Source organism: Streptomyces sp. GMY02, from assembly GCF_019056675.1.
Taxonomy (GTDB): domain Bacteria; phylum Actinomycetota; class Actinomycetes; order Streptomycetales; family Streptomycetaceae; genus Streptomyces; species Streptomyces odonnellii.
Map to the genome: position 1 here is coordinate 2,851,970 of NZ_CP077658.1, position 22,532 is coordinate 2,874,501.

24 protein-coding genes and 1 pseudogene are annotated in these 22,532 nt (G+C 71.0%); 10 read left to right on the forward strand and 15 right to left on the reverse strand.

The annotated features are described in order from the left end of the window. The first annotated feature begins 54 nt into the window (after positions 1–54). Positions 55–906, forward strand: coding sequence for an alpha/beta fold hydrolase (locus KQY30_RS11810; protein ID WP_217306782.1), 852 nt, complete (start codon positions 55–57; stop codon positions 904–906). A 45-nt stretch (positions 907–951) separates the two neighbouring features. Here KQY30_RS11810 and KQY30_RS11815 read toward each other — a convergent pair whose 3' ends face one another. Further along, on the reverse strand, positions 952–1,887 hold the full coding sequence (locus KQY30_RS11815) for an NYN domain-containing protein (protein ID WP_217306783.1): 936 nt from the start codon (positions 1,885–1,887) through the stop codon (positions 952–954). Between the two features lie 191 nt (positions 1,888–2,078). On the opposite strand from KQY30_RS11815, the gene KQY30_RS11820 reads away from it, so the two are divergent. Then, positions 2,079–2,231 (forward strand): hypothetical protein, encoded by a 153-nt coding sequence (locus tag KQY30_RS11820; RefSeq protein ID WP_198533811.1) that lies wholly within the window; start codon positions 2,079–2,081, stop codon positions 2,229–2,231. A gap of 133 nt (positions 2,232–2,364) precedes the next feature. Here the strand turns inward: KQY30_RS11820 and KQY30_RS11825 are convergent, their stop codons facing one another. The 3 genes and pseudogenes from KQY30_RS11825 to KQY30_RS11835 form a co-directional block, all read right to left on the reverse strand. After that, positions 2,365–3,234, reverse strand: a complete 870-nt coding sequence (locus KQY30_RS11825; protein ID WP_217306784.1) for a PHP domain-containing protein — start codon at positions 3,232–3,234, stop codon at positions 2,365–2,367. A 255-nt stretch (positions 3,235–3,489) separates the two neighbouring features. Then, positions 3,490–4,127, reverse strand: a pseudogene (locus KQY30_RS11830) (DUF6758 family protein). Positions 4,128–4,269: 142 nt separating this feature from the next. Next, the gene (locus tag KQY30_RS11835; protein WP_217306785.1) at positions 4,270–4,884 is read right to left on the reverse strand and encodes a suppressor of fused domain protein; all 615 of its coding nucleotides are present in this window, start codon (positions 4,882–4,884) and stop codon (positions 4,270–4,272) included. A gap of 451 nt (positions 4,885–5,335) precedes the next feature. Between KQY30_RS11835 and KQY30_RS11840 the strand changes: the two genes are divergently transcribed. Together KQY30_RS11840 and KQY30_RS11845 are read left to right on the forward strand one after the other, a co-directional pair. Continuing rightward, positions 5,336–6,460, forward strand: coding sequence for a magnesium and cobalt transport protein CorA (locus KQY30_RS11840; RefSeq protein WP_217306786.1), 1,125 nt, complete (start codon positions 5,336–5,338; stop codon positions 6,458–6,460). 72 nt (positions 6,461–6,532) lie between these two features. After that, a complete protein-coding gene (locus KQY30_RS11845; protein WP_217306787.1) occupies positions 6,533–7,036 on the forward strand; it encodes a hypothetical protein in 504 nt (167 codons plus the stop codon). 50 nt (positions 7,037–7,086) lie between these two features. On the opposite strand, the gene KQY30_RS11850 is transcribed toward KQY30_RS11845, so the two are convergent. Continuing rightward, positions 7,087–7,872: a hypothetical protein gene (locus KQY30_RS11850; RefSeq protein ID WP_254407083.1), complete on the reverse strand. Its 786-nt coding sequence runs from the start codon at positions 7,870–7,872 to the stop codon at positions 7,087–7,089. Between the two features lie 203 nt (positions 7,873–8,075). Here KQY30_RS11850 and KQY30_RS11855 point away from each other — a divergent pair, with 203 nt between their 5' ends. From KQY30_RS11855 to KQY30_RS11865, 3 genes are all read left to right on the forward strand, one after another. After that, positions 8,076–9,356, forward strand: coding sequence for a CBS domain-containing protein (locus tag KQY30_RS11855; RefSeq protein WP_217306789.1), 1,281 nt, complete (start codon positions 8,076–8,078; stop codon positions 9,354–9,356). Beyond that, entirely contained in the window at positions 9,346–9,939 is a 594-nt protein-coding gene (locus KQY30_RS11860) for a DUF1003 domain-containing protein (RefSeq protein ID WP_217306790.1), read from the forward strand. The genes KQY30_RS11855 and KQY30_RS11860 overlap by 11 nt, the downstream gene beginning before the upstream one ends. A 100-nt stretch (positions 9,940–10,039) precedes the next feature. Then, positions 10,040–11,200: an Mrp/NBP35 family ATP-binding protein gene (locus KQY30_RS11865; RefSeq protein ID WP_217306791.1), complete on the forward strand. Its 1,161-nt coding sequence runs from the start codon at positions 10,040–10,042 to the stop codon at positions 11,198–11,200. 111 nt (positions 11,201–11,311) lie between these two features. Here KQY30_RS11865 and KQY30_RS11870 read toward each other — a convergent pair whose 3' ends face one another. From KQY30_RS11870 to sigE, 5 genes are all read right to left on the reverse strand, one after another. Next, on the reverse strand, positions 11,312–11,971 hold the full coding sequence (locus KQY30_RS11870) for a hypothetical protein (protein ID WP_217306792.1): 660 nt from the start codon (positions 11,969–11,971) through the stop codon (positions 11,312–11,314). Positions 11,972–12,087: 116 nt separating this feature from the next. Continuing rightward, entirely contained in the window at positions 12,088–12,549 is a 462-nt protein-coding gene (locus tag KQY30_RS11875; RefSeq protein ID WP_217306793.1) for a sec-independent translocase, read from the reverse strand. 168 nt (positions 12,550–12,717) lie between these two features. Further along, the gene (locus KQY30_RS11880) at positions 12,718–14,487 is read right to left on the reverse strand and encodes a S1C family serine protease (RefSeq protein WP_217306794.1); all 1,770 of its coding nucleotides are present in this window, start codon (positions 14,485–14,487) and stop codon (positions 12,718–12,720) included. Between the two features lie 89 nt (positions 14,488–14,576). After that, entirely contained in the window at positions 14,577–15,437 is an 861-nt protein-coding gene (locus KQY30_RS11885; protein WP_217306795.1) for a zf-HC2 domain-containing protein, read from the reverse strand. Next, positions 15,434–16,192 carry an RNA polymerase sigma factor SigE gene (gene sigE / locus KQY30_RS11890; protein WP_217306796.1) on the reverse strand — a complete coding sequence of 253 codons (759 nt, stop codon included), beginning with the start codon at positions 16,190–16,192 and terminating at the stop codon, positions 15,434–15,436. Before sigE ends, KQY30_RS11885 begins: the two co-directional genes overlap by 4 nt. Positions 16,193–16,309: 117 nt before the next feature. Here sigE and KQY30_RS11895 point away from each other — a divergent pair, with 117 nt between their 5' ends. Then, positions 16,310–17,011: an O-methyltransferase gene (locus KQY30_RS11895; RefSeq protein WP_079023303.1), complete on the forward strand. Its 702-nt coding sequence runs from the start codon at positions 16,310–16,312 to the stop codon at positions 17,009–17,011. A gap of 156 nt (positions 17,012–17,167) precedes the next feature. Here the strand turns inward: KQY30_RS11895 and KQY30_RS11900 are convergent, their stop codons facing one another. Next, complete coding sequence (locus tag KQY30_RS11900; protein WP_003966491.1) at positions 17,168–17,335, reverse strand: DUF3117 domain-containing protein; 168 nt, start codon at positions 17,333–17,335, stop codon at positions 17,168–17,170. Positions 17,336–17,647: 312 nt separating this feature from the next. Between KQY30_RS11900 and KQY30_RS11905 the strand changes: the two genes are divergently transcribed. Continuing rightward, positions 17,648–18,451, forward strand: coding sequence for an enoyl-CoA hydratase/isomerase family protein (locus KQY30_RS11905; protein ID WP_217306797.1), 804 nt, complete (start codon positions 17,648–17,650; stop codon positions 18,449–18,451). 108 nt (positions 18,452–18,559) lie between these two features. Here KQY30_RS11905 and KQY30_RS11910 read toward each other — a convergent pair whose 3' ends face one another. Further along, positions 18,560–19,138, reverse strand: coding sequence for a DNA-3-methyladenine glycosylase I (locus tag KQY30_RS11910; protein WP_217306798.1), 579 nt, complete (start codon positions 19,136–19,138; stop codon positions 18,560–18,562). Beyond that, a complete protein-coding gene (locus KQY30_RS11915) occupies positions 19,135–19,488 on the reverse strand; it encodes a hypothetical protein (RefSeq protein WP_046500846.1) in 354 nt (117 codons plus the stop codon). The genes KQY30_RS11910 and KQY30_RS11915 overlap by 4 nt, the downstream gene beginning before the upstream one ends. A gap of 167 nt (positions 19,489–19,655) precedes the next feature. Between KQY30_RS11915 and folP the strand changes: the two genes are divergently transcribed. After that, on the forward strand, positions 19,656–20,528 hold the full coding sequence (gene folP, locus KQY30_RS11920) for a dihydropteroate synthase (RefSeq protein WP_217306799.1): 873 nt from the start codon (positions 19,656–19,658) through the stop codon (positions 20,526–20,528). Positions 20,529–20,566: 38 nt separating this feature from the next. Here the strand turns inward: folP and KQY30_RS11925 are convergent, their stop codons facing one another. Together KQY30_RS11925 and dapE are read right to left on the reverse strand one after the other, a co-directional pair. Then, positions 20,567–21,316 (reverse strand): TIGR00730 family Rossman fold protein, encoded by a 750-nt coding sequence (locus KQY30_RS11925; RefSeq protein WP_217306800.1) that lies wholly within the window; start codon positions 21,314–21,316, stop codon positions 20,567–20,569. A 108-nt stretch (positions 21,317–21,424) separates the two neighbouring features. Next, positions 21,425–22,504 (reverse strand): succinyl-diaminopimelate desuccinylase, encoded by a 1,080-nt coding sequence (dapE, locus tag KQY30_RS11930; RefSeq protein WP_217306801.1) that lies wholly within the window; start codon positions 22,502–22,504, stop codon positions 21,425–21,427. Between the last annotated feature and the right edge of the window lie 28 nt (positions 22,505–22,532).

Genomic DNA, 22,532 nt, shown 5'->3' on the forward strand with positions numbered 1-22,532 from the left:
ATCGGTCACGGACCTGATCGCACCCGGCTTGCGCCGCGCGGTTAGCCTCGTCGCATGAGTCGGCCGTCCAGCTTTGTCCCGCCCTCCTGCGCCCGAGCCCGCACCCTGTCGACCCGGCGTGGCCGGTTCGCCGTGCTCGACAGCCGCCCGGCCGGAGAGCCACAAGGAACCGTGCTCCTGCTGCCCGGGTACACCGGCAGCAAGGAGGACTTCAACGCGATGCTCGAACCGTTCGCCGAGGCCGGTTACCGCGCCCTCGCCGTCGATGGCCGCGGACAGTACGAGACCGAGGGCCCGGACACCCAAGAGGCGTACACCCAGGGCGAGTTGGCAGCCGATGTGCTGGCACAGGCGGAGGCCGTCGGCACCCCGGTCCATCTGCTCGGGCACTCGCTCGGCGGCCAGATCGCCCGCGCCGCGGTGCTGCTGGACCGGAGCCCGTTCCGCACCCTGACGCTGATGTCCTCCGGGCCCGCGCAGGTCGCCCCGGCCCAGCGGGAGCGGGTGAAGCTGCTCAGCGACGCGCTTGCCACGATGTCCATGGCGCAGGTCTGGGAGGCGATGCGCGCGATGGATCCGCTCGCCGACAACGGCGTGACCCCCGTCGACGGCGAGGATCTGCGCAGGCGCTGGCTGCGGACCAGTCCGGCGCAGCTCATCGCCACCGGCCGCCAGCTCTCGGTGGAGCCCGACCGGGTGGCCGAACTCGCCGCTGTACAGCCGCTGCCCAAGCATGTGCTGTCCGGCGAGCGCGACGACACCTGGCCACTGCCGCTGCTCGACGCGATGGCGGAGCGGCTCAAGGCCCGCAGGACGGTGATCGCGGGGGCGCAGCACTCCCCCAACACCGACCGGCCGCTGGAGACCGCCGCCGCGCTGACGGACTTCTGGGACGGCCACTACTGACCCGGCCGGGCACCTAAGTCGGCTGGAAATTCAGTACCACGCCCGTCAGTACTGCGACTGGAGGTGCTGCCAGAAGCCGTCCCGCAGCGCCCGGCGCAGCATCGCGTGCCCCCTCAGCGACCGCTGGAGCAGTCTCTCCGCCTCGATCAGCAGGTCCTGGTCCACCGGCCCCGGCAGATACGGATGGCCCGGCAGCAGTTCGACCATCGACTCCCGGCCGCGCTCCGCCAGCCAGGTCGCCGCGATCTGCGCGCCGATGAAGCGGACCTGGTCGCGGGAGGGCGGCGGCTCGCCCTCGTGCTCGTACGTGGTGACCGGGCGCCGGGTGACATACGGCTTGCAGAACTCCAGGTCGAAGGTGCGCTGGCTGTCGACCTCCCAGAGCAGCGGCTCGGCCTGGTTGCGCCCCTCGCCGGCCTCCATGCCCCAGAGATGGACCCGTGCCCCGTACCCCTGCGCCGCCTCGACCGCGGACACCAGGTCCTCGTCCCCGCCGACCAGGGCCGCGTCACTGATGGCGCGGTGCCGGGCGAGCGATTCGAGATCCGTGCGGATCAGTGAATCGACGCCCTTCTGCTGGTTGTTGGCGTTGAGATTGCCGAGCCTGACCTTGACATCGGGCAGCTCCGCGATCGACTGCTGCTCGGGGGTGTGGATCCGCCGCCTGGCGCCGTCGTACCAGTAGACCCGCAGCAGCCTGCTGTCCGCGAAGATGATCCTGGCCTTGTCGATGAAGGCCTCGATGAGCCCCTCGGCGTCGAGATCAAAGGCGCGCCGGTCTTCCGTGCCCGCTACAAGCAACCCGGCCGCAGCATAGACGTAACCGGCGTCGACGAAGATGGCATGTGTGGACGGGGTCTTGGCGACCTCCACGAGCATGCGCTGGAGCAGCTCGTTCGTCCGCTCCAGACGGGCGGCGATCTCGGTGATCCCGGGGCCGGTATCCGGGTTGCTCTCTGGGTTGGCCTCTGCCTGGTTCATACGCGCTTCATTCTCTGTGGACGACACCGTACCCGCCAGTAGTTAGCCTCCCAAAGAATTTCCTTAGCCTAGGGAATATTTGCAGTGGGCAACCCGTTGAAGCTACACGTAACCGTTCACGTACGACCGATCGACGGACATCACGTCACCCACAGTTCTCCAGCCGGAGGATCAGACGAAGGGAGAAGCCCGTGCGCTTCGAAGTCATGCGCCTCGACGATGTCGACGGCACCGCTGTCGACAGCACTGTCGTGGACGCCGCCTCCGTCAACCGCATCGTGCAGCAGGCCGCCGCCGAGGGCCAGCGCATCTATATCCGCCCCGCCGAATCCACGGCCTCGTAATCCCCCGCACCTACTCACTTCAGTGCCGGTCACAGCACCGCACACCGCCGGTACCGCCGCCCCTGTACGGATCACCCGTACGGGGGCGCCGGCCGTTGTACGGGCACGCTTACGGAGGCCTGTGCGCGGCCTCTTACGCCCGGCCGTCGGCGGCCCGGACCGGGCGGGCGCCGGACGCGCGCCGGGTGAGTTCGGCGTAGACCTCCGGAGCGGTGGTGTACGCCCCGAGCGGTACGGGCTTCCTGCTGCCGTGGTAGTCGCTGGAGCCGGTGACCAGCAGCCCGAGATCGGCGGCCTGGGCACGCAGCCGGGCCCGGGTCGGGGCGTCGTGGTCCACGTGATCGGCCTCGATGCCGTCGAGACCGGCGGCGGCGAACCGCTCGACGGCCGCATCGGGCACGACCTCACCGCGCTTGACCGCCTGCGGATGCGCGAAGACCGTGACCCCGCCCGCGGCCTTGACCAGCCGGATCGCCTCGAACGGGTCCAGCTCGTGCTTCTCGGCGTACGCGCGCCCGCCGTTGGCGAGCCACTCGGGGGTGAAGGCGTCGGAGACGGTCTCGACCACACCGAGCTGGACGAGCGCGGTGGCGATGTGCGGGCGGCCGAGCGAGGCGTCGCCCGCGATCCCGGCGACCTGTTCCCAGGTGATCGGGACGCCCAGCTCCTGGAGCTTGCCGACCATGGTGCGCGCCCGGGGTATGCGGTCGTCCCGTACCAGCTCGCGTTCGCGCAGCAGCTCGGGCTCGTACGGGTCGAAGAGATACGCGAGCAGGTGCAGGCTGATGCCGTCGAGCCGACAGGACAGCTCGGCGCCGGTCACCAGAGTGAGGTCCCGGTCGAGGTCCGCGAGCGCGGCGATCGCCTCGGCATGGCCCCGGGTGGAGTCGTGGTCGGTGAGCGCGACGACATCGAGCCCCGCGCCGGCCGCGTTACGGACCAGCTCGGCCGGGGTGTCCGTGCCGTCCGAGGCGGTGGAGTGGGTGTGCAGATCGATGCGCACGGGACGCGACTCCGGAGGCTCGGACGGACATTCCCGGGCGGGCGCTCACAACGGGCACTCACATCGGGCGTTCAAGGACCTCAAGGATAACGGGGGGCTCGGACATCCCCGGTCGGCGCCGGTCGCGCTGCCGCCCGCGGCACACAGGCGGTACGGGCGGTACGGGCGGTACAGGCGGTACGGGCGGTACGGCGGGTACGGCGGCACGAAGGGCTGGAGGTACGGGACGTACCGGGGAACCGGAGGACGCGGCGGTCAGGACAGCAGCCGGGGCGACAGCGCCCCGCACGGCAGCAGTTCCACTTCGGCGCCCGCGTCCCGCAGGTCGGTCAGCACCAGTTCGTCGTAGAGCAGCAGCCCCGACTGCTCCGGCCAGACGATCGCCCACAGCCACAGCCCGAGCGCCTCGCCCGCGAACACCGCCCGGTCGTCGGGGGCCTGGGCGACATGCCAGAGGGGGTGGGCCGGCCCGCGGCGAGCAGCTTGGCCTGCGGGGGTTTGTCGACTCCGATGTGCGGTCCGGGATCGGGGCCGTCCATCCCGGCGTACCGCGCCCCCAGCCCCACCCCCAGTTCCTCCGCGACGAGCAGCAGCTCCCCCATGCCGCCGAGCGGGGCAGGACCCGAGCAGGCGACGGCGGTGGCCCGGCCCCCGCTGCGGTCGTCCCCCGCGTACGCCACTCCGGTGAAGAGCCAGCCGACGGGCAGCGGCCAGGGCATCCACACCGGGACCCGCGCACGGTGCACCACCACACCGAGGGCCTCGACGCTGGGCGGTATCACGGGCTGGAGCGGATGCACGGTGCCGTGCACATCACACTGCCAGGAGTCGGCGAAAAGACCGGGCGCCCTGACCCGGCCACCGCACTTCGGGCAACTGGGTTCGCCCCTCATAGCGCCCCACGGTCCTCCCCGGCCGACGTCGCGTCAAGGACGATCACCCGTCCGGACCGAGTCCGTCCCGGTGGAACGATTCAAAGCCCGCCGCGCGCCATGAACCGGGCCATCGGTCGCACGATCGGTCCTCGAACCGCCCTCAGTCCAACGGTACGGAACGGCGCAGCGGATCGCGGAGGTCCGTACCGTGCGCCAGCCAGCGCTCCTGAAGCTCCCGCGCGCCCCGTGCCCGCTTGTACGCCGCCTCGTTGGGTGTCATCGGCAGCAGCGGCAGAAACCGTACCGGCTCCCGGGGCGCGTCCAGCTCCAGATCCGGCACCAGTCCGCCGGACTCACCGATCAGTACGGAGTGGAAGGGCGCCCCCGGCCAGAGCGGGCCGCCGAGGTCCAAGGAGCCGCCCGAGGCCATGACCACGCCCTCGACCTGCGGTGACGCGGCGAGTACGGCGAGCGGGCGCAGCACCTGATCGGTGTCGGCGAGCCCGGTCCGCACGGTCAGGAGCAGCTCGGCCCGCGGGCCCTTCACCTGGTCGGCCAGCACGGCGGAGGGGTCGGTCATGGGCTGCGCCGACATCCCGAGTGTGACGTACCGCGTCACTCCGGCACCGTCGCCGTCCTGGGAGCCGCTCCCGGAGTCCTGGAAGCGGAGCACCTCGATACGGTCAGTTCCCAGGAAGGTGACCGCGGCCCGTGCGTCCGGTTCGCCCAGCGCTGTACGCAGCCTGGCCTCGACCAGAGCGAGAATTTCTGCCATACGCGGAGCATAGATCGCTACGGAATCGGGCAGAGGAAGAGATTGACGTCTGTCGGCTGATAGTCTTGGCCGCTGGTCGGGACAGTGTGCGCCGAGCGCCGCTCTCCGAGTCCCGATGACACGTCGTCCCCCACGGGGGACCGGCCGGAGGAGGTGGGGCTGCGGTGGATCGAAGTCACCCGGCCAGTACCAACCGCTCTTCCGCCCCGCTCTCGTCCCGGTGATCCGGGTCACGGGGATCTGAGGCCCCGGCAGTCCAGGCACGGCCTCCCGCACGACGGAAGAGCGCTCTTTTCTCACGCTCTCGCCCTCTTGCCTGTGTTTTCAGCCTGTCTGTAGCGAACGCCGTCACCGCGACCCCGCAGTGCCGCCCGCTTTGCGGACGTATGCACCACGTCCCCATTCCGGGCTGTGCCACCTCGCCGACGGCCTCTCCGTGAAGGAGCCCGCCATGTCGATGATCCGAGACCTGCGCGCAGCGGTCCGTCCGGCCCTGCGCCGCACCGCCGCCGCCTACACCAAGTACGACTCGTACGACCCCACCCGCGACCCGTCCGCCTCCAGCGCCGTCGTCGACTGCGCGGTGTACCGCAAGGGCCGCCGGGTGGTGGAGGACCCGTGTGTCACCCCGCACGAGGCGATGCTGCGGGTACGGGAGGGCGGCGGCTTCGCCTGGATCGGCCTGCATGAGCCGACCGAGGAGGAATTCGCCGGTATCGCGGCCGAGTTCGGGCTGCACCCGCTCGCGGTGGAGGACGCGGTGCAGGCGCATCAGCGGCCCAAGCTGGAGCGGTACGACGACACCCTGTTCACCGTCTTCAAGACCATCCACTATGTCGAGCACACCGAACTGACCGCGACCAGCGAGGTCGTGGACACCGGTGAGGTGATGTGCTTCACGGGACGGGACTTCGTGATCACCGTCCGGCACGGCGGCAAGGGCTCGCTGCGCGCCCTGCGCCACCGGCTGGAGGAGGACACCGAACTGCTGGCCAAAGGGCCCTCGGCGGTGCTGCACTCCATCGCGGACCATGTCGTCGACGGGTACATCGCGGTCGCGGCGGCCGTCCAGGACGATATCGACGAGGTCGAGATCGATGTGTTCTCGGCGCCCGCGAAGGGCAGTCCGCGCGGCTCCGACGCCGGGCGGATCTACCAGCTCAAGCGTGAGGTGCTGGAGTTCAAGCGGGCCGTGTCACCGCTGCTGCGGCCGATGCAGCTCCTGAGCGAGCGGCCGATGCGGCTGGTCGACCCCGACATCCAGAAGTACTTCCGCGATGTCGCCGACCATCTCGCGCAGGTGCACGAGCAGGTGATCGGCTTCGACGAACTGCTGAACTCGATCCTCCAGGCCAATCTCGCGCAGGCGACCGTCGCGCAGAACGAGGACATGCGCAAGATCACATCCTGGGCGGCCATCATCGCCGTACCGACGGCCATCTGCGGGGTGTACGGCATGAACTTCGATCACATGCCGGAGCTGCACTGGAAGTTCGGCTACCCGATGGTGCTGGGCGCGATCGCGGTCGTCTGTGTGACGATCCATCGCACCCTCAAGCGCAACGGCTGGCTGTAGACAGCGGCGGTGGGCCGCGGCTGTGGACGGCGGCTGTGGAGCGGGTTCCCCGCGCCTGGCTAAGCTGCGGGCATGACAGATCCGCGGCTCGGCCAGGCGCTTGTCGAGGAGGCCACCAAGAAGTCCGGCCTCATCTGGGTACGGGGTCCGGGTCCCGGCCGCGCGCTCTGGCACATCTGGTACGAGGGCGCCGCCTATCTGGTCGGGGACGGCCCCGGCGAGCAGCCGCTGCCCGGCCTCGCCGACGGCTCCACGGCCGAGGTGACCGTACGCAGCAAGGACAAGGGCGGCCGGCTGGTGGCCTGGACGGCGGACATCACGGAGCTGGCGCCGCGCTCGGAGGCCTGGGAGGCGGCCGTCGCCGAACTCAAGGGCAAGCGGCTCAATGCCCCGGACGCCGAGGACATGCCGGAGCGGTGGGCGCGTGAGTGCCGGGTGCTGCGGCTGACACCCCGCGAGGTGATCACCGAGCTGCCGTCGGGGTCGCTGGCCGCGGTGCCCCTGCCGACAATGGCGACCACTCGCCAATCCGCTCCCGCCGGAAACCGGTCCGCCCGGCGCTCGAAGACGGTCTAGCAGCCGGGCGGGCGCCTGTCCTAGCGCTGCCCGATCCGGTCCCGCCCGATCTAGTCCTGCTGGTCCTGCTCGTCGTCGGTCTTCGGCAGGCGGCTGCCGTAGTCGACGGTCTCCTCCTTCGGGGGCGCCTCCAGTACGAAGTCCTTGCCCCAGTCGGACAGCGTGACCGTACCGGCGCCGCCCGCGCGTACCAGTTGCAGCGGGTACGGCACGCCCTCCAGCGAGACGTCCAGCGTCCCGCCGTCGCCCTCGCCGCCATTGACCTTGATCGTCCGCTGGCCGCCGATCCTGGCGCGGTCGCCCTTGGTCAGCTTGCCGTGCAGCGCGAGTATCCCGTCGAGCAGCACCCGCTTGTCCGTGAAGCCGCTGAGCTGCTCGTACGAGGAGTCGCCCTCCGGGACCTTCACATACTTGTCGCTCAGCTTCTCGGCCGCCGAGACGTCATCCTTGGTCGGCTCCTCGCCCTCGGCGCCGCCGTCCGCGTGGCTCCAGAAGCCGGCGTCGGCCTTCAGATACAGCTCGTCGTCGATGCGCAGGAGCTGGAAGGTGCTGTCCTTCGAGGTGACGGTCCCGATCCCGCCGCTCTTCTTGAGCTGCATATTGAGCTTGTAGGTCTCACCGCCGGTCACCAGTGAGCCGGAGAGCCGGACCGCGGTCGCGGTGGCCGCCGCGGACTGGGCCTTTCTCTCGATCTCGGTGGCGGAGAGCTTCCCCAGGCCGTTGGTTCCCTTGTCCGGATCCTCACCGCACGCCGTGAGTACCGCGGCCAGCCCGACGCAGAGCGCGACGGGTAGAGCGGCCCGGCGCGAACGGCCGGACGACAGGAGAAGGGACACAGACGCACTGCCTCTCATGCGCGGTGGCGGGTGGCAGACCGCAGCGTACCCGGGCGGTCCCGGCCGCTCGACAGAGAGCCGTACGCACGCCGGACGGACTGTTCCGCCAAGGCGCGGCGCACTGGTACGGGCTAGCCTGAACCCGTAATCGCGCTGGATAGAAGGACATTCAGGGACCGTTCAGGAACAAGGAGGCGCGTGCGATGGCGCCCGGCGCCCCTCGGATCTTCGTCTCGCATCTCGCCGGTGTGCCGGTCTTCGACCCCAACGGCGACCAGGTGGGGCGCGTCCGCGATCTGGTGGCGATGCTGCGGGTCGGCCGCCGGCCGCCGCGGCTGCTCGGTCTGGTCGTCGAGGTGCTCAGCCGGCGCCGGATCTTCCTGCCCATGACCCGGGTCACCGGGATCGAGTCGGGCCAGGTGATCACCACGGGCGTGCTGAACGTACGGCGCTTCGAGCAGCGCCCCACCGAGCGCCTGGTCCTCGGGGAGCTGCTCGACCGGCGGGTGCGGCTCGCGGACAGCGGCGAGGAGGTGACGGTCCTCGATGTCGCGATCCGGCAGCTCCCGGCCCGCCGCGACTGGGAGATCGACAAGGTCTATGTACGGCGGGGCAGGAAGGGCGGCGCGCTGCGGCGGCGCGGGGAGGCGCTGACCGTCGAGTGGTCGGCGGTCACCGGTTTCTCGCTGGAGGAGGAGGGGCAGGGCGCGGAGAGCCTGGTCGCCACCTTCGAGCGGCTGCGCCCCGCGGACCTCGCCAACGCGCTGCACCATCTCACCCCGAAGCGGCGGGTGGAGGTGGCCGCGGCCCTCGACGACGACCGGCTCGCGGATGTCATGGAGGAGCTGCCCGGGGACGACCAGGTGGAGATCCTCGGCAAGCTGGAGGAGGAGCGCGCGGCCGATGTCCTGGAGGCGATGGACCCGGACGATGCGGCGGATCTGCTCTCCGAGCTGCCGGAAGGCGACAAGGAGCGGCTGCTGACACTGATGCGGCCGGACGACGCGGCGGACGTACGGCGGCTGATGGCGTACGAGGAGCGGACCGCGGGCGGGCTGATGACGACCGACCCGATCGTGCTGCGCCCGGACGCGACGGTCGCGGACGCGCTGGCCCGGGTGCGGCAGCAGGACCTTTCCCCCTCGCTCGCCGCGCAGGTCTATGTGTGCCGCCCGCCGGACGAGACGCCGACGGGCCGGTATCTGGGGACGGTCCACTTCCAGCGGCTGCTGCGGGATCCGCCGTACACCCTGGTCAGCTCGATCGTGGACAGCGATCTGCCGCCGCTCGACCCGGAGACCCCGCTCTCGGCGATCACCAGCTTCCTCGCCGCGTACAACATGGTCTCGGCGCCGGTGGTGGACGACAGCGGGTCGCTGCTGGGCGCGGTGACCGTCGACGACGTGCTCGATCACCTGCTGCCGGAGGACTGGCGCGAGACGGACTACCGCGGGACGGAAGAGGCGGTGGCCGGTGGCGAGTGAGCGTACGGAGAAGGAGGGCGTCCGGGAGCGGGCGAGGACCGTCGGCGGCTCGACGGCGCTGTCGCGGGGCGGCCGGAGCCGGCTCGACCAGCCGCTGGCGCCCCGGCGCAGACTGCTGCCCGAGTACGATCCCGAGGCCTTCGGGGTGCTGTCGGAGCGGATCGCGCGGTTCCTGGGGACGGGCCGTTTCATCGTCTGGATGACCCTGGTCATCGCCGTCTGGCTGGTCTGGAACATCACCGCGCCGAGCTGGCTGCGCTGGGACCCGTACCCGTTCATCTTCCTGACCCTGATGCTGTCGCTCCAGGCCTCGTACGCCGCGCCGCTGATCCTGCTGGCGCAGAACCGCCAGGGCGACCGGGACCGGGTCACCCAGGAGCAGGAACGCAAGCAGAACGAGCGCTCGATCGCGGACACGGAGTATCTGACCCGGGAGATCGCGGCGCTGCGGATGGGCCTGGGCGAGGTCGCCACCCGGGACTGGATCCGCTCCGAACTCCAGGATCTGGTACGGGACATGGTGGAGCACCGGGTGGTGTTCCCGCCCGAGACGGTGCGCGGCCGCGAGGACTCCGATCACTGACGCAGGCGACCGGCGTCCATGACGGCCTTCCCTGCGTGCCCGGCGCGGGCCGCACGGGCGGCCTTTCCCGTGGCCGCGCCCAGCGCCGTACCATCTCGGTATGGCTACCGACACGTACGGAACCTCCGTCCCCGCCGAAGAGGCGGTGCTCGCGGCGCTCGCGACGGTGAACGACCCCGAGATCCACCGGCCGATCACCGATCTCGGCATGGTCAAATCGGTGGAGATCGGCGAGGACGGCACGGTGGCCGTCACGGTCTATCTGACGGTGGCCGGCTGCCCGATGCGGGACACCATCACCCGGAGCGTGACCGAGGCGGTCGCCCGGGTCGAGGGCGTCACCCGGGTCGCCGTGACGCTGGACGTGATGAGCGACGAGCAGCGGCGCGAGCTGACGTCGTCGCTGCGCGGGGGCACCGCGGAGCGCGAGGTGCCCTTCGCGAAGCCGGGCTCGCTGACCCGGGTGTACGCGGTGGCGTCGGGCAAGGGCGGGGTCGGCAAGTCCTCGGTGACGGTCAATCTGGCCGCGGCGATGGCGGCCGACGGGCTGAAGGTCGGTGTCGTCGACGCGGACATCTACGGCCACAGCGTGCCCAGGATGCTCGGCGCGGACGGCCGGCCCACCCAGGTCGAGAACATGATCATGCCGCCGTCGGCGAACGGTGTGAAGGTGATCTCGATCGGGATGTTCACCCCGGGCAACTCGCCGGTGGTGTGGCGCGGGCCGATGCTGCACCGCGCGCTCCAGCAGTTCCTCTCGGACGTGTTCTGGGGCGATCTGGATGTCCTGCTGCTCGATCTGCCGCCGGGGACGGGCGATATCGCGATCTCGGTGGCGCAGCTCGTGCCGAACGCGGAGATCCTGGTGGTCACGACCCCGCAGCAGGCCGCGGCCGAGGTGGCGGAGCGGGCCGGGTCCATCGCCGTGCAGACCCATCAGAAGATCGTCGGCGTGGTCGAGAACATGTCGGGTCTGCCCTGTCCGCACTGTGACGAGATCATCGATGTCTTCGGCACGGGCGGCGGCCGGCTGGTCGCCGAGGGGCTGACGAAGACGACGGGTGCGACAGTGCCGGTGCTGGGCGCCATCCCCATCGACGTACGGCTGCGGGAGGGCGGCGACGAGGGCAAGCCGATCGTGCTCTCGGATCCGGACTCGCCCGCGGCGGCGGCGCTGCGGGAGGTCGCGGCGACGCTGGGCGGGCGGCAGCGCGGGCTCGCGGGCATGTCGCTGGGGATCACCCCGCGCAACAAGTTCTGAGGCTCCACACGCGTACGCGTGACACAGGTAAGGGGCGGCCCGCCATCGCGGCCGCCCCTTACACCTGCGCGTATGCGTGACACATGCGCGTGTGCGTGCTCGTGCGCGGTGCTACTCGTCGTACGCGCGGATGTCCTCGATCACCGAGAAGCCGAGGCCGTACGCGCTCATCCCGCGACCGTAGGCCCCCAGATACACCTGGCTGTCCGTCGCCCCCGCCAGCACCCAGCCGAACTCGGACTCGCGGTAGTGGAAGGGCGTCGGCACCCCGTCGACCGGCAGCGCCAGCGACGACCAGGCGGGCCCTTCCAGATCGTCGGCCAGCTCGAAAGCGATCTCCGTCTGCTGGTTCAGCCAGTCGTCGCGCAGGGCGTGGTCGAGCTGCGGGGGCCAGGTCGAGGACAGCAGCCCCGAGCCGGCCAGCCAGGCGGCCGAGGAGGTCGTGGTGGCTTCCAGATGGCCGCCGTCACCGCTGCGGCGCTCGGGGCTGGTGGCGACCGTGATCACCACCGCGAAGCGGTCCGTGTCCACCGCGGGGTCCGGCCTTATCGACGGCTCCTCCCCATGGCCGGTGGCGCCGTGGCGAACCGTTCCGTCGGCCGTGGCTCCGACCTGCATCAGCCAGCGGGGCCCGGTGAACGCCTCATCCAGTCCGTACCACGGGAACGGCGCGCGCAGATACTCCGCGACCGTGCGGCGGGCGACCGCCGCCACTCCCCCGACGGTGGATGAGCTGGCGCTCCACGCCCCAGCCCGGCTCGTCGTCTCCATCTGGCCGGCGCCTCCTCGATCTCGTGCGTCCGGAGCGGCCCGCCCCCTACGGGCGCCTCACTGCCGGACAGATGGAGGATAGCCACCCCATGGCGGCACGCTGGGATTGAAGGCGCTCAGGTGGCGTCTGCGTCGAAGGGCGGACGGTCGTCGCGTACGGGCGTCTCGCGCTTCTTGAGCAGGTCGGGAGTGCCGGAGGAACCATTCGCCGACCCGACGGGGGCCACCGGGGCGTCCTTCACCGCGCCACTCTCATGGCCGTTCACCGCGTCGGCCACATCCGTCATCTCCTTGCGGAGGTCGAAGCTGCTGCGGATCTCCTTCAGCCCGAGATCGTCGTTGTCCATGAGCTGCTTGCGGACGAACGTCTTGGGGTTGAGGTCCTCGAAGTCGAAGTCCTTGAACTCCGGGCCCAGCTCGGAGCGGATGTCCTCCTTGGCGCTCTCGGAGAACTCGCGGATCTTCCGGATGAAGCGGGAGGCGTCCTGGATGACCTTGGGCAGCTTCTCAGGACCGAACACGAGCACGGCGAGGACCACGATCGTGACCAGCTCAAGTGCGCCGATGTCATTGAACACCTTGCTGCTCCTTGTTGTTCTCCATGTCCGCGGACGGAAGCGGGGGCCGTCCTGGCCTGAAGTGGTCGAGGTCCGGGCCGCTCCACGGTACCTGGCGCACCTGTCCGGGCGGTACCTTCGGGTGACCGGCAGGTGCCAACCGCACGTCACCCCTCGGCCGCACCACCGTCAGCTCCCGTCCGCCGAGCCAAGAGCCACCGTCAGGGTCCGCTCCCTGCCGCCGCGCAGCAGGGTCAGCTCCAGCCGGTCGCCGGGGCGGTGCGCGCGGATCTTGACGATCAGCTCCTCGCCGCTGTGCACCCGCTGGCCGTCGACCTGGGTGATCACATCGCCCGGCTTGATACCGGCCTTGGCGCCGGGGCCGCCGGCGGTCACCGCGGGGCCGCCGTCGGCGGCCTCGGTGCCGACCCGGGCGCCGTCGCCCGCGTACTCCATGTCCAGGCTGACCCCGATCACGGGGTGGGTGGCCCTGCCGGTGTTGATCAGCTCCTCGGCGACGCGTTTGCCCTGGTTGATGGGTATCGCGAAGCCGAGGCCGATGGATCCCGACTGGCCGCCGCCGAGGCCGGTGCCGCTGTCGGCCGCACGGATGGCGCTGTTGATACCGATGACCCGGGCCCTGGCGTCGACCAGCGGTCCGCCCGAATTGCCCGGGTTGATGGGAGCGTCGGTCTGGAGGGCGTCGACATAGCTCACATCGCTGCCGTCGCCGCTCTCGCCGCCCGCGGTGATCGGACGCTCCTTGGCACTGATGATCCCGGAGGTCACGGTGTTGGACAGATCGAACGGGGCGCCGATGGCCACGACCGGATCGCCGACCCGGACATTGTCGGAGTTGCCCAGCGGGAGCGGCTTGAGCCCGGAGACTCCGGTGACCTTGACGACGGCCAGGTCGTAACCGCTGTCCTTGCCGACCAGTTCGGCCCTGGCGGTCTGGCCGCCGCTGAACGTGACCGATATCTCGCCGGAGGATCCCGCGGGCTGGACGACATGGTTGTTCGTCAGGATGTGGCCCTGCCGGTCGAGGACAAAGCCGGTGCCGGTGCCCTGTTCGTCGCTGCCGCTGACATGCAGGGTGACGACGCTGGGCAGGGCGCTGGCGGCGATGCCCGCGACACTGTCGGGGGCGCGGCCGCCGGACTCCTGGTCCGCCTGCGGGAGTTCGACGGTGGTGAAGCCGCCGTTGCGCTCGATGTACGCGCCGACCGCGCCGCCCAGGACACAGCCGCAGAGCAGAAGCAGCACCGCGCCTGCGGCACCGGCCCGGCGGCGGCGGGTCCTGCGCGGCTCGCCGGAGTAGGTGGTGAGGGGCTGGACGGGGCCGGCCGAGTTCCACGGGTCGTACTGGAGCCACTGCGTTGAATGAGCGGACTGAGCGGGCTGCCCGGGCTGAGGGAGCGGCTGGGCGGGGGCAGGGTGCTGCCCCTGGTGCGGCGGCTGCGGCGGCGGGTAGTTGAGCCCGTTCCGCGCGCTCTGCCGGCCCTGGTGGCTCTGCTGGCCCTGCTGGCTTGCGTACGGGGGTGGCAGCGGGGTGCCGTGCGCCGGGGTCGGAAGCTGTACGGGCGGCGCGGGCGCCCAGGGGCCGGGCCCGCCGTAGGGCGGTGTGCTGTACTCGTCGGGCTCGTGCAGCGGCTGCGGGCGCTCCTGCCCCTGCGGTTCGGAAGCCGGAGCCGCGTCGGCGGGTGCCGGGGTCTGCTCGGCGGGCATCGGCGGGTGGTCTGCGGGCGTCGGCGCGCGCTCGGCCGGGAGCGGGGCGTGCCCGCCGGACGCTGACGCCTCATCGGTTACGGGAGGCAACTGGGCCGTGACCTCGCCGACCCCGGCCGCCGCCTCGCCGCTCCGGGCCGGTGGCACCTCCGCCCCCTGCGGCACCGCGCGCCCCGCTGGGGGACGGCTCCACCACTTCGCCTTGGGTCCGGTGGGCTTCCCGTCGTCCATGCTCTCCCCGCAACTGCCGTTCCGCGCCCCGCGAGAGGCACCCCTGCATGGATTCAACCAGGTTTACGAAGGTCCGCGCAGGGGGCCGCTCAGCGCCGGGCCGACAGCGCGCTCGCGGGCAGTGTGGGTGCCGCGAGCTGGGTGGGGTTGGGGGTGGCCGTGGGGCTGATCCCGGAGGCCGCGTCGATCTGGACGGCCGGGTCCGCGGGCCGTATCAGTGGTGACTGCGCGCCGCCTCCCAGAAAGCCCGTCGGGAAGGCGTGCTCGGCGAGGGTCTGGGTCTGGAAGACGCCGGGAGGAGCCGCTCCGGTCGGGCGGTCCAGCGAATACGGCAGGACTCCGCCGCCCTGGCGCCGGCCGGGCTCATTGCCCACCGGGGTGGAGCCGGGGGCCCGCATCGGCGTCACACTGTTCCCCGTACCCCTGGGCAGGGCGTCGGCAGCCGTACCGAGCGGCATCGTGCCGCCGAGGGCCATCGCCGCGAAGGACACCGCGCTGGCGGCTGCGAAGGCGAAGCGCCGTCCGCGCCAGGGCGAGCGCTCGGCCTCCTGACGGGCGACCTCATGGATACGGAAACCGGAGCCGCCGGACAGCGCGCCCGCGTGGGCACCCGCCGGGACATAACCGAAGCCGTCCGTCCGCACACCGAAGACGCCCTCACCAAAGCGCCCCCCGTCGAACAGCCCCTTTCCGCTGTCATCATCTCCCGGAGCCCCGCCGGGCAGTCCTTGAAGGCGGGCGAGAAGTCCCGCGGAAGGAGCGGGCGGTGCGGTCTCGGCGAAAACACTCTTGAGCCGTCGCTGCGCGTCGGCCTCCGTCTTGCACTTGGCACAGGTCGCGAGATGGGCCAGCACCCGCTCGCGGGCGTCATGGTCCAGCTCTCCGTCCACCAGGGCGGCGAGCCGGTCGCCCAGGTGCTGTTCGGCGGGGGTCGGACTTGTGCCACTCACGCCGCTCCGCCCTCCCCGGCCACGCCCACAAAGGCGCGCTGGTCGGCTCGGGCCTCGGGCGAACGGTGCTGGAGCGCCTTGCGCAGATGCGAGCGGCCCCGGTGGATCCTGCTCCGTACCGTGCCGAGCTTCACACCGAGCGTGGCCGCGATCTCCTCGTACGACAGGCCCTCGATGTCGCAGAGCACCACGGCGGCGCGGAACTCGGGCGCGAGGGTGTCCAGCGCCTGCTGCACATCCGCGTCGAAGTGGGTGTCGTGGAAGGCCTGCTGGGGCGAGGGCTCACGGCTGGGCAGCCGCTCCGCGGCATCGTCCCCGAGTGCGTCGAACCTGATCCGCTGCTTGCGGCGGACCATGTCGAGAAAGAGATTGGTGGTGATCCGGTGCAGCCAGCCCTCGAATGTGCCGGGGGTGTACGTCGACAGCGAGCGGAATACCCGGACGAAGACTTCCTGGGTCAGGTCCTCGGCATCGTGCTGATTGCCCGTGAGGCGATAGGCGAGGCGATAGACGCGTCCGCTGTGCGTGCTGACGATCTCCTCCCAGGTGGGAGGCGTCCACGCCAGCGATTCCGCATCCGATGCGAAGGTCGCGGTAACTGCGGAGTCGGTAGAGCGAGAACGGTCAGCGATGTTGGTCACGGATTTCGGCTTGCCGGCCGACCTGAGACAGCGCGTGAGCACTCCTCCCCGATCCACAGGCTCAGCCGCACCTCCCCTATCGGCTCTGGTGGTGTCCAGTGGAGCCCCTACCATAGCCACTCCGCCCGTTAGCTCCGGATAAGAATCTTTACGCGAAATTCCGACCCGCTCCCCCTGCGGAACCGCGCTGATCACGAGGGGGCCACACCCCTGCATAACGCCCGGTCCCATCTGCGGGTTCCCGGGCGCAGCGGATACAGTCACCGTTGCGCCGCCAACGGGGACAAGGAGAGGGACATTACCGCCAACCGGCAGACGAGCTGGGCGTTCGCCGACGCCTTTGTCGCCGAGGACGAAGCATTGCGCTGGGCCCGTGACCGGGCCCGCGAGACAGGGCTTCGCTCGGTGTCACCAGGCACCGGAGCCGCGCTGCGTCTGCTGGCCGCCACTCTGGACGCGAAGGCGGTGGCGGAGATCGGCACCGGCACCGGGGTCTCGGGGACGTATCTGCTGCTGGGCATGCGTCCCGACGGAGTCCTCACCACGGTCGACACGGAGCCCGAGCGGCAGCAGTTCGCCCGGCAGACCTTCCGGGCGGCCGGTTTCGCCGGGAATCGCGCGCGGTTCATCCCCGGCCGGGCCCTGGACGTACTGCCGAGGCTGGCCGACGGCGGATACGACCTGGTCTTCTGCGACGGCGACCGGCTGGAGTGCCTCGACTATCTCGCTGAATCGTTGCGGCTGCTCCGGCCCGGCGGGCTCGTCTGTTTCGAGGGGGTCTTCGCGGACGGCAGGACGGTCGACTCGGCGGCCCAGCCGGCGGAGGTGCTGCGGCTGCGGGAGCTGCTGAGGACGGTACGGGAGAGCCAGGAACTGCTGCCCTCGCTGCTGCCGGTGGGCGACGGGCTGCTGTGCGCGGTACGGCGGGGCTGATCCGGGTCGCCGTACGGAACCCGGGTCACCGTACAGATTGAGACACCGGTACACCGGGACATGACGCTGCCCCGGTACGGAGTCCCTTCCGTGCCGGGGCAGAGCCGGTGCCGGTCCGCGGGTGGCCGTGCACCCCGAAGACTGTGAGCGTCTCGCTCAGCCGACGACCTTCTTCAGCGCGTCGCCCAGCGCATCCGCCTCGTCCGGAGTCAGCTCGACGACAAGCCGACCGCCGCCTTCGAGCGGAACGCGCATGACGATGCCCCGCCCCTCCTTGGTCACCTCGAGCGGGCCGTCGCCCGTTCGCGGCTTCATGGCCGCCATGCTCGTTCCCCTTCCTGAAACCAGCTCATCGCAGCCGGCGGCCCCATCACAGGCGCTGTGTCACCGGCATCGAACACATTGCTTCCAGCCCATTATCCCGCATGGCGGGACCCGATGACCAACATCGGGCGGCATCGCTTGTGCAACGCGCTCCCGCAAAACGGCTCAATTCGGCGATCCGCCTGCGATACTTCGCCACCGTCCGCCCGGCGGCGGCCCGGCATTCTTAGACGCAGGTCACATGCCCGGCGCCGACGATCTCCGCCATGCTGGGCCGGACAGGACTGCCGGAGCCGCGAAGGGAACCCGATCATGGCCGACACCGTGCTGCACGATGTGACCGACGGACTCGCAACGATCACGCTCAACCGGCCCGAGGCCATGAACGCGCTGAACATCGAGGCCAAGGCCGCTCTCCGGGACGCGCTGGCGGCCGCCGCCGACGACACCTCCGTACGGGCCGTGCTGCTGACCGCCGCGGGCGACCGGGCGTTCTGTGTGGGGCAGGACCTGAAGGAGCACACCGCCCTGCTCGAAGCGGACCGGGCCGCGGGCACCGGCACCACGATGACGACCGTACGGGAGCACTACAACCCGATCCTGCGGGCGATCACCGGGATGCCCAAGCCGGTGGTGGCGGGGGTCAACGGGGTCGCGGCGGGCGCGGGACTGGGCTTCGTCCTGGCGGCGGACTACCGGGTGGTGGCGGACACGGCCTCGTTCAACACCGCCTTCGCCGGGGTCGCGCTGACCGCGGACTCGGGCGTCTCGTGGACCCTGCCGCGGCTGGTCGGGCGGAGCCGGGCGACGGATCTGCTGCTGTTCCCGCGCTCGGTCGCGGCGGCGGAGGCGTACGAGTGGGGCATGGTCAACAAGCTGGTCCCGGCGGCCGATCTGGCGGCCGAGGCCGCCGCCGTCGCCCGCGCGCTCGCCTCGGGCCCGACCTTCGCGTACGCGGCGCTCAAGGAGTCGCTGGCGTACGGGGCGGCGCACTCGCTGGCCGAGACGCTGGAGAAGGAGGACGAGCTCCAGTCGCGGGCGGGTGCCTCGGACGACCACGCGACCGCGGTGCGGGCGTTCCTGGCGAAGCAGAAGCCGGTGTACGTGGGCCACTGACGGCTCCGGCCCTGTTCGGTTCGCCGGGTCCGTCCGGCCGCGTCGGTTCGTGGGGTCCGTCCGGCTGCCGGTTCGTCCTCAATCGCCGGACGGGCTCGAACCCTGGCCTCAGCGCTTACGGAACGCGCAGTCGGCCAGGTGGTCGTTGACCAGGCCGCAGGCCTGCATCAGGGCATAGGCCGTGGTGGGGCCGACAAAGCGGATGCCCCGCTTCTTGAGGTCCTTCGCCAGCGCCACCGACTCGTCCGTGACCGCCGGGACGTCGGCCGACGTCCTGGGTGCCGGGCGCGGCGGGTCGGGGGCGTGGGACCAGATCAGGGTGGTCAGCTCACCGGCCGGCCAGTCGGCCAGCGCCCGGGCGTTGGCGAGGGTCGCGTCGATCTTGGCGCGGTTGCGGATGATGCCCGGGTCGGCGAGCAGCCGCTCGCGGTCCGCGTCGGTGAACTCCGCCACGGACGCGATCTTGAACGAGGCGAACGCGGCGCGGAAGCCCTCGCGCCGCCGCAGGATCGTGATCCAGGACAGCCCCGACTGGAAGGCCTCCAGGCTCAGCCGCTCGAACAGCGCGTCGTCGCCGCGGACCGGCCGGCCCCACTCGGAGTCGTGGTACGCGACGTAGTCCTCCGTGGACATGCCCCAGGGACAGCGCCGACGCCCGTCGGGTCCCTCCACGGCACCGCCGGTCATCGGCCGCTGTCCTCTCCCGGCTTCTTGAAGAGGTCGGGGGAGGAGACCGCGGTCGCCTGGGCCCCGGCCAGCGCCGCTTCCAGCTCCGCGATCCGGGCGTCCCGTTCGGCCAGTTCCGCGCCGAGCCGGCCGAGGACGTCGTCCACGTCCGCCATCCGGTAGCCGCGCAGGCCGAGGGGGAGCCGGAGTGCCTCGACATCGGCGCGGCCGACCGGACGGGTCACGGGCAGCGGGTCCACCAGCCGCTCGGGAGCGGCCTCCGGCAGGACCGCGTGCTCGCCGCCGCCGATGACCGCGAGGGTGACCGCGGCGACGACCACGACCATCGCGATGAGCAAGAACAAGAACACGAGCTTCTCCCCGGGCAGAAAACGTCCGGTGCCGATCGTGCCATGCCGGGCCGGTCGGGTCAGGTCCGGGCGGCAGGACCTCGTCAGGGCCTGAGCCCCGTCCGACCCGGACAGGGCCGGACAGGGCCTAAGGTCGCAGACGGGCGAGTGCGAGGAGGAGACAGCGGATGAGCGGCGGGACTCTGCGGCTGGGGCGGCGTGAATTCGGACCGTACGAGCCGGTGATCATGGCGATCGTCAACCGGACCCCGGATTCCTTCTACGACCGGGGCGCGACCTTCGACGACGCGCCCGCCCTCGACCGCGTCGAACGGGCGGTGTCCGAGGGTGCCGCCATCATCGACATCGGCGGGGTGAAGGCGGGGCCCGGGGCGGAGGTCACGGCCGAGGAGGAGGCGCGTCGTACGGTCGGCTTCGTGGCCGAGGTGCGCCGCCGCTGCCCGGACGTGGTGATCAGCGTGGACACCTGGCGGCACGAGGTGGGCGAGGCGGTCTGCGAGGCGGGCGCGGATCTGCTCAACGACGCGTGGGGCGGGGTGGACCCGAAGCTGGCCGAGGTGGCGGCACGGTACGGAGTGGGGCTGGTCTGTACGCACGCGGGCGGGGCGGAGCCGAGGACCCGGCCGCACCGGATCGCGTACGACGACGTGATGGCGGACATCCTGCGGACGACGCTGGGGCTGGCCGAGCGCGCCCTGGAGCTGGGGGTGCGCGGGGACGGGATCGTCATCGACCCGGGGCACGACTTCGGCAAGAACACCCGGCACTCGCTGGAGGCGACCCGGCGGCTGGGCGAGATGACGGAGACCGGCTGGCCGGTGCTGGTCTCGCTGTCGAACAAGGACTTCGTCGGCGAGACGCTCGACCGGCCGGTCAAGGAGCGGCTGATCGGCACGCTGGCGACGACGGCGGTCTCGGCATGGCTGGGGGCACGGATCTACCGCGTCCACGAGGTCGCGGAGACCCGGCAGGTGCTGGACATGGTGGCGTCCATCGCGGGCCACCGGCCCCCGGCGGTGGCCCGCCGGGGCCTGGCCTGACCGGCCGCCGGGGACCGCGCGCGGTCCGCGTCCGCCGGCTACTTTCCCGTTTCCTTGGTGACCAGCGCGACCGCCTCGTCCACGTCGTCCGTGACATGGAACAGCAGCAGGTCCTTCTCGGAGGCCTTGCCCTGTGCGACGACCGTGGTCCGCAGCCACTCGATGAGACCGCCCCAGTAGGCGGTGCCGAAGAGGACGATCGGGAAGCGGGTGACCTTGCGGGTCTGGACCAGGGTGAGCGCCTCGAACAGCTCGTCGAGCGTGCCGAGCCCGCCCGGCAGGACCACGAAGCCCTGCGCGTACTTCACGAACATCGTCTTGCGGACGAAGAAGTAACGGAAGTTGACGCCGATGTCGACATGCGGGTTGAGGCCCTGCTCGAAGGGCAGCTCGATGCCCAGGCCCACCGAGATCCCCTCGGCCTCCCGCGCCCCCCTGTTGGCGGCCTCCATGGCGCCGGGCCCACCGCCCGTGATCACCGCGAACCCGGCGTCGACGAGCGCCGCTCCGATCCGGACACCCGCGTCGTACTCCGGCGAGCCCACCGGGGTCCGTGCCGAGCCGAACACGCTGATGGCGCTGGGCAGTTCGGCGAGGGCGCCGAAGCCCTCGACGAACTCCGACTGGATGCGCATCACCCGCCAGGGATCGGTGTGCACCCACTCCGAGTCGCCCTCGGTGTCCAGCAGCCGCTGGTCGGTCGTCCCGGGCTGCACCTGCTCCCGGCGGCGGATCACCGGTCCGAGCCGCTGTTCCTCAGGCCTGCGCGCTCCGTCAGGCATGCCCATGACCCGCTCCCTCCGCTACTGTGCGTTGTTCTGCGCCAGGGTAGGTCCCCGCGCGTGACAATCGGCGAAATTCCGGCAGACGATCAGACCGTCACTTGGTGAGACGGTTCATTTGGTCAGCCAGTTGCGAAGGCGCTCCTCGCAGTGGGGGATCCGCTCGACGGCCACTCGCTCGTCGCGCTTGTGCGCGAGCAGCGCGTCACCGGGGCCGTAATTGACCGCGGGCACCCCGAGCCCGCCGAACCGCGACACATCCGTCCAGCCGAACTTGGGCTGTGCCGTGCCGCCGACGGCCGTCATGAAAGCGGCAGCGGCAGGGTGCGAGAGTCCCGGCAGGGCCGCGCCGGAGTGGTCGTCCACGACGAACTCCTCGATCCCGCAGTCCGCGAAGACCTCGTGGACATGGGCGAGGGCCTCGTCAGGACCGCGGTCGGGGGCGTAGCGGTAATTGACGGTGACGGTGCACGCGTCGGGGATGACGTTGTCGGCGACACCGCCCTCGATCCGTACGGCGTTGAGGCCCTCGCGGTACTCCAGCCCGTCGATCACCGGGCGCCTCGGCTCGTACGCGGCGAGGCGGGCCAGGATCGGTGCCGCGGAGTGAATGGCGTTGGACCCCATCCAGCTCCGCGCGGAGTGTGCGCGCTCCCCACTGGTACGGAGCAGCACCCGGAGCGTGCCCTGGCAGCCGCCCTCGACCTGCCCGTCGGACGGCTCCAGCAGGACGGCGAAATCGCCTTCGAGCCAGTCGGGGTGGGCGTCCGCCACATGTCCCAGCCCATTGAGATGTGCGGAGACCTCTTCGTTGTCGTAGAAGACGAAGGTCAGATCGCGATTGGGCGCGGGGACCGTGGCCGCGATCCTGAGCTGTACGGCGACCCCGGACTTCATGTCGCTGGTGCCACAGCCCCACAGCACTCCGTCACCGTCCAGCCGGGAGGGCACATTGCCGGCGATCGGCACGGTGTCGATATGGCCGGCCAGGATGATCCGCTCGTCGCGCCCCAGGTGCGTTCTGGCCACGACATTGTTGCCGTGCCGGTCGACGGTGAGATGGGGCAGGGTACGGAGCGCCTCTTCAATGGCGTCGGCGAGCGGCTTCTCTTCGCCGCTGACCGACGGGAAGTCGACCAGCCGGGCGGTGAGCGCCGGGCCGTCCAGGGTGAGGTCGAGCACATTCTCGGACATGGTCCGACCCTAGGCCCTGTCCGGCGGA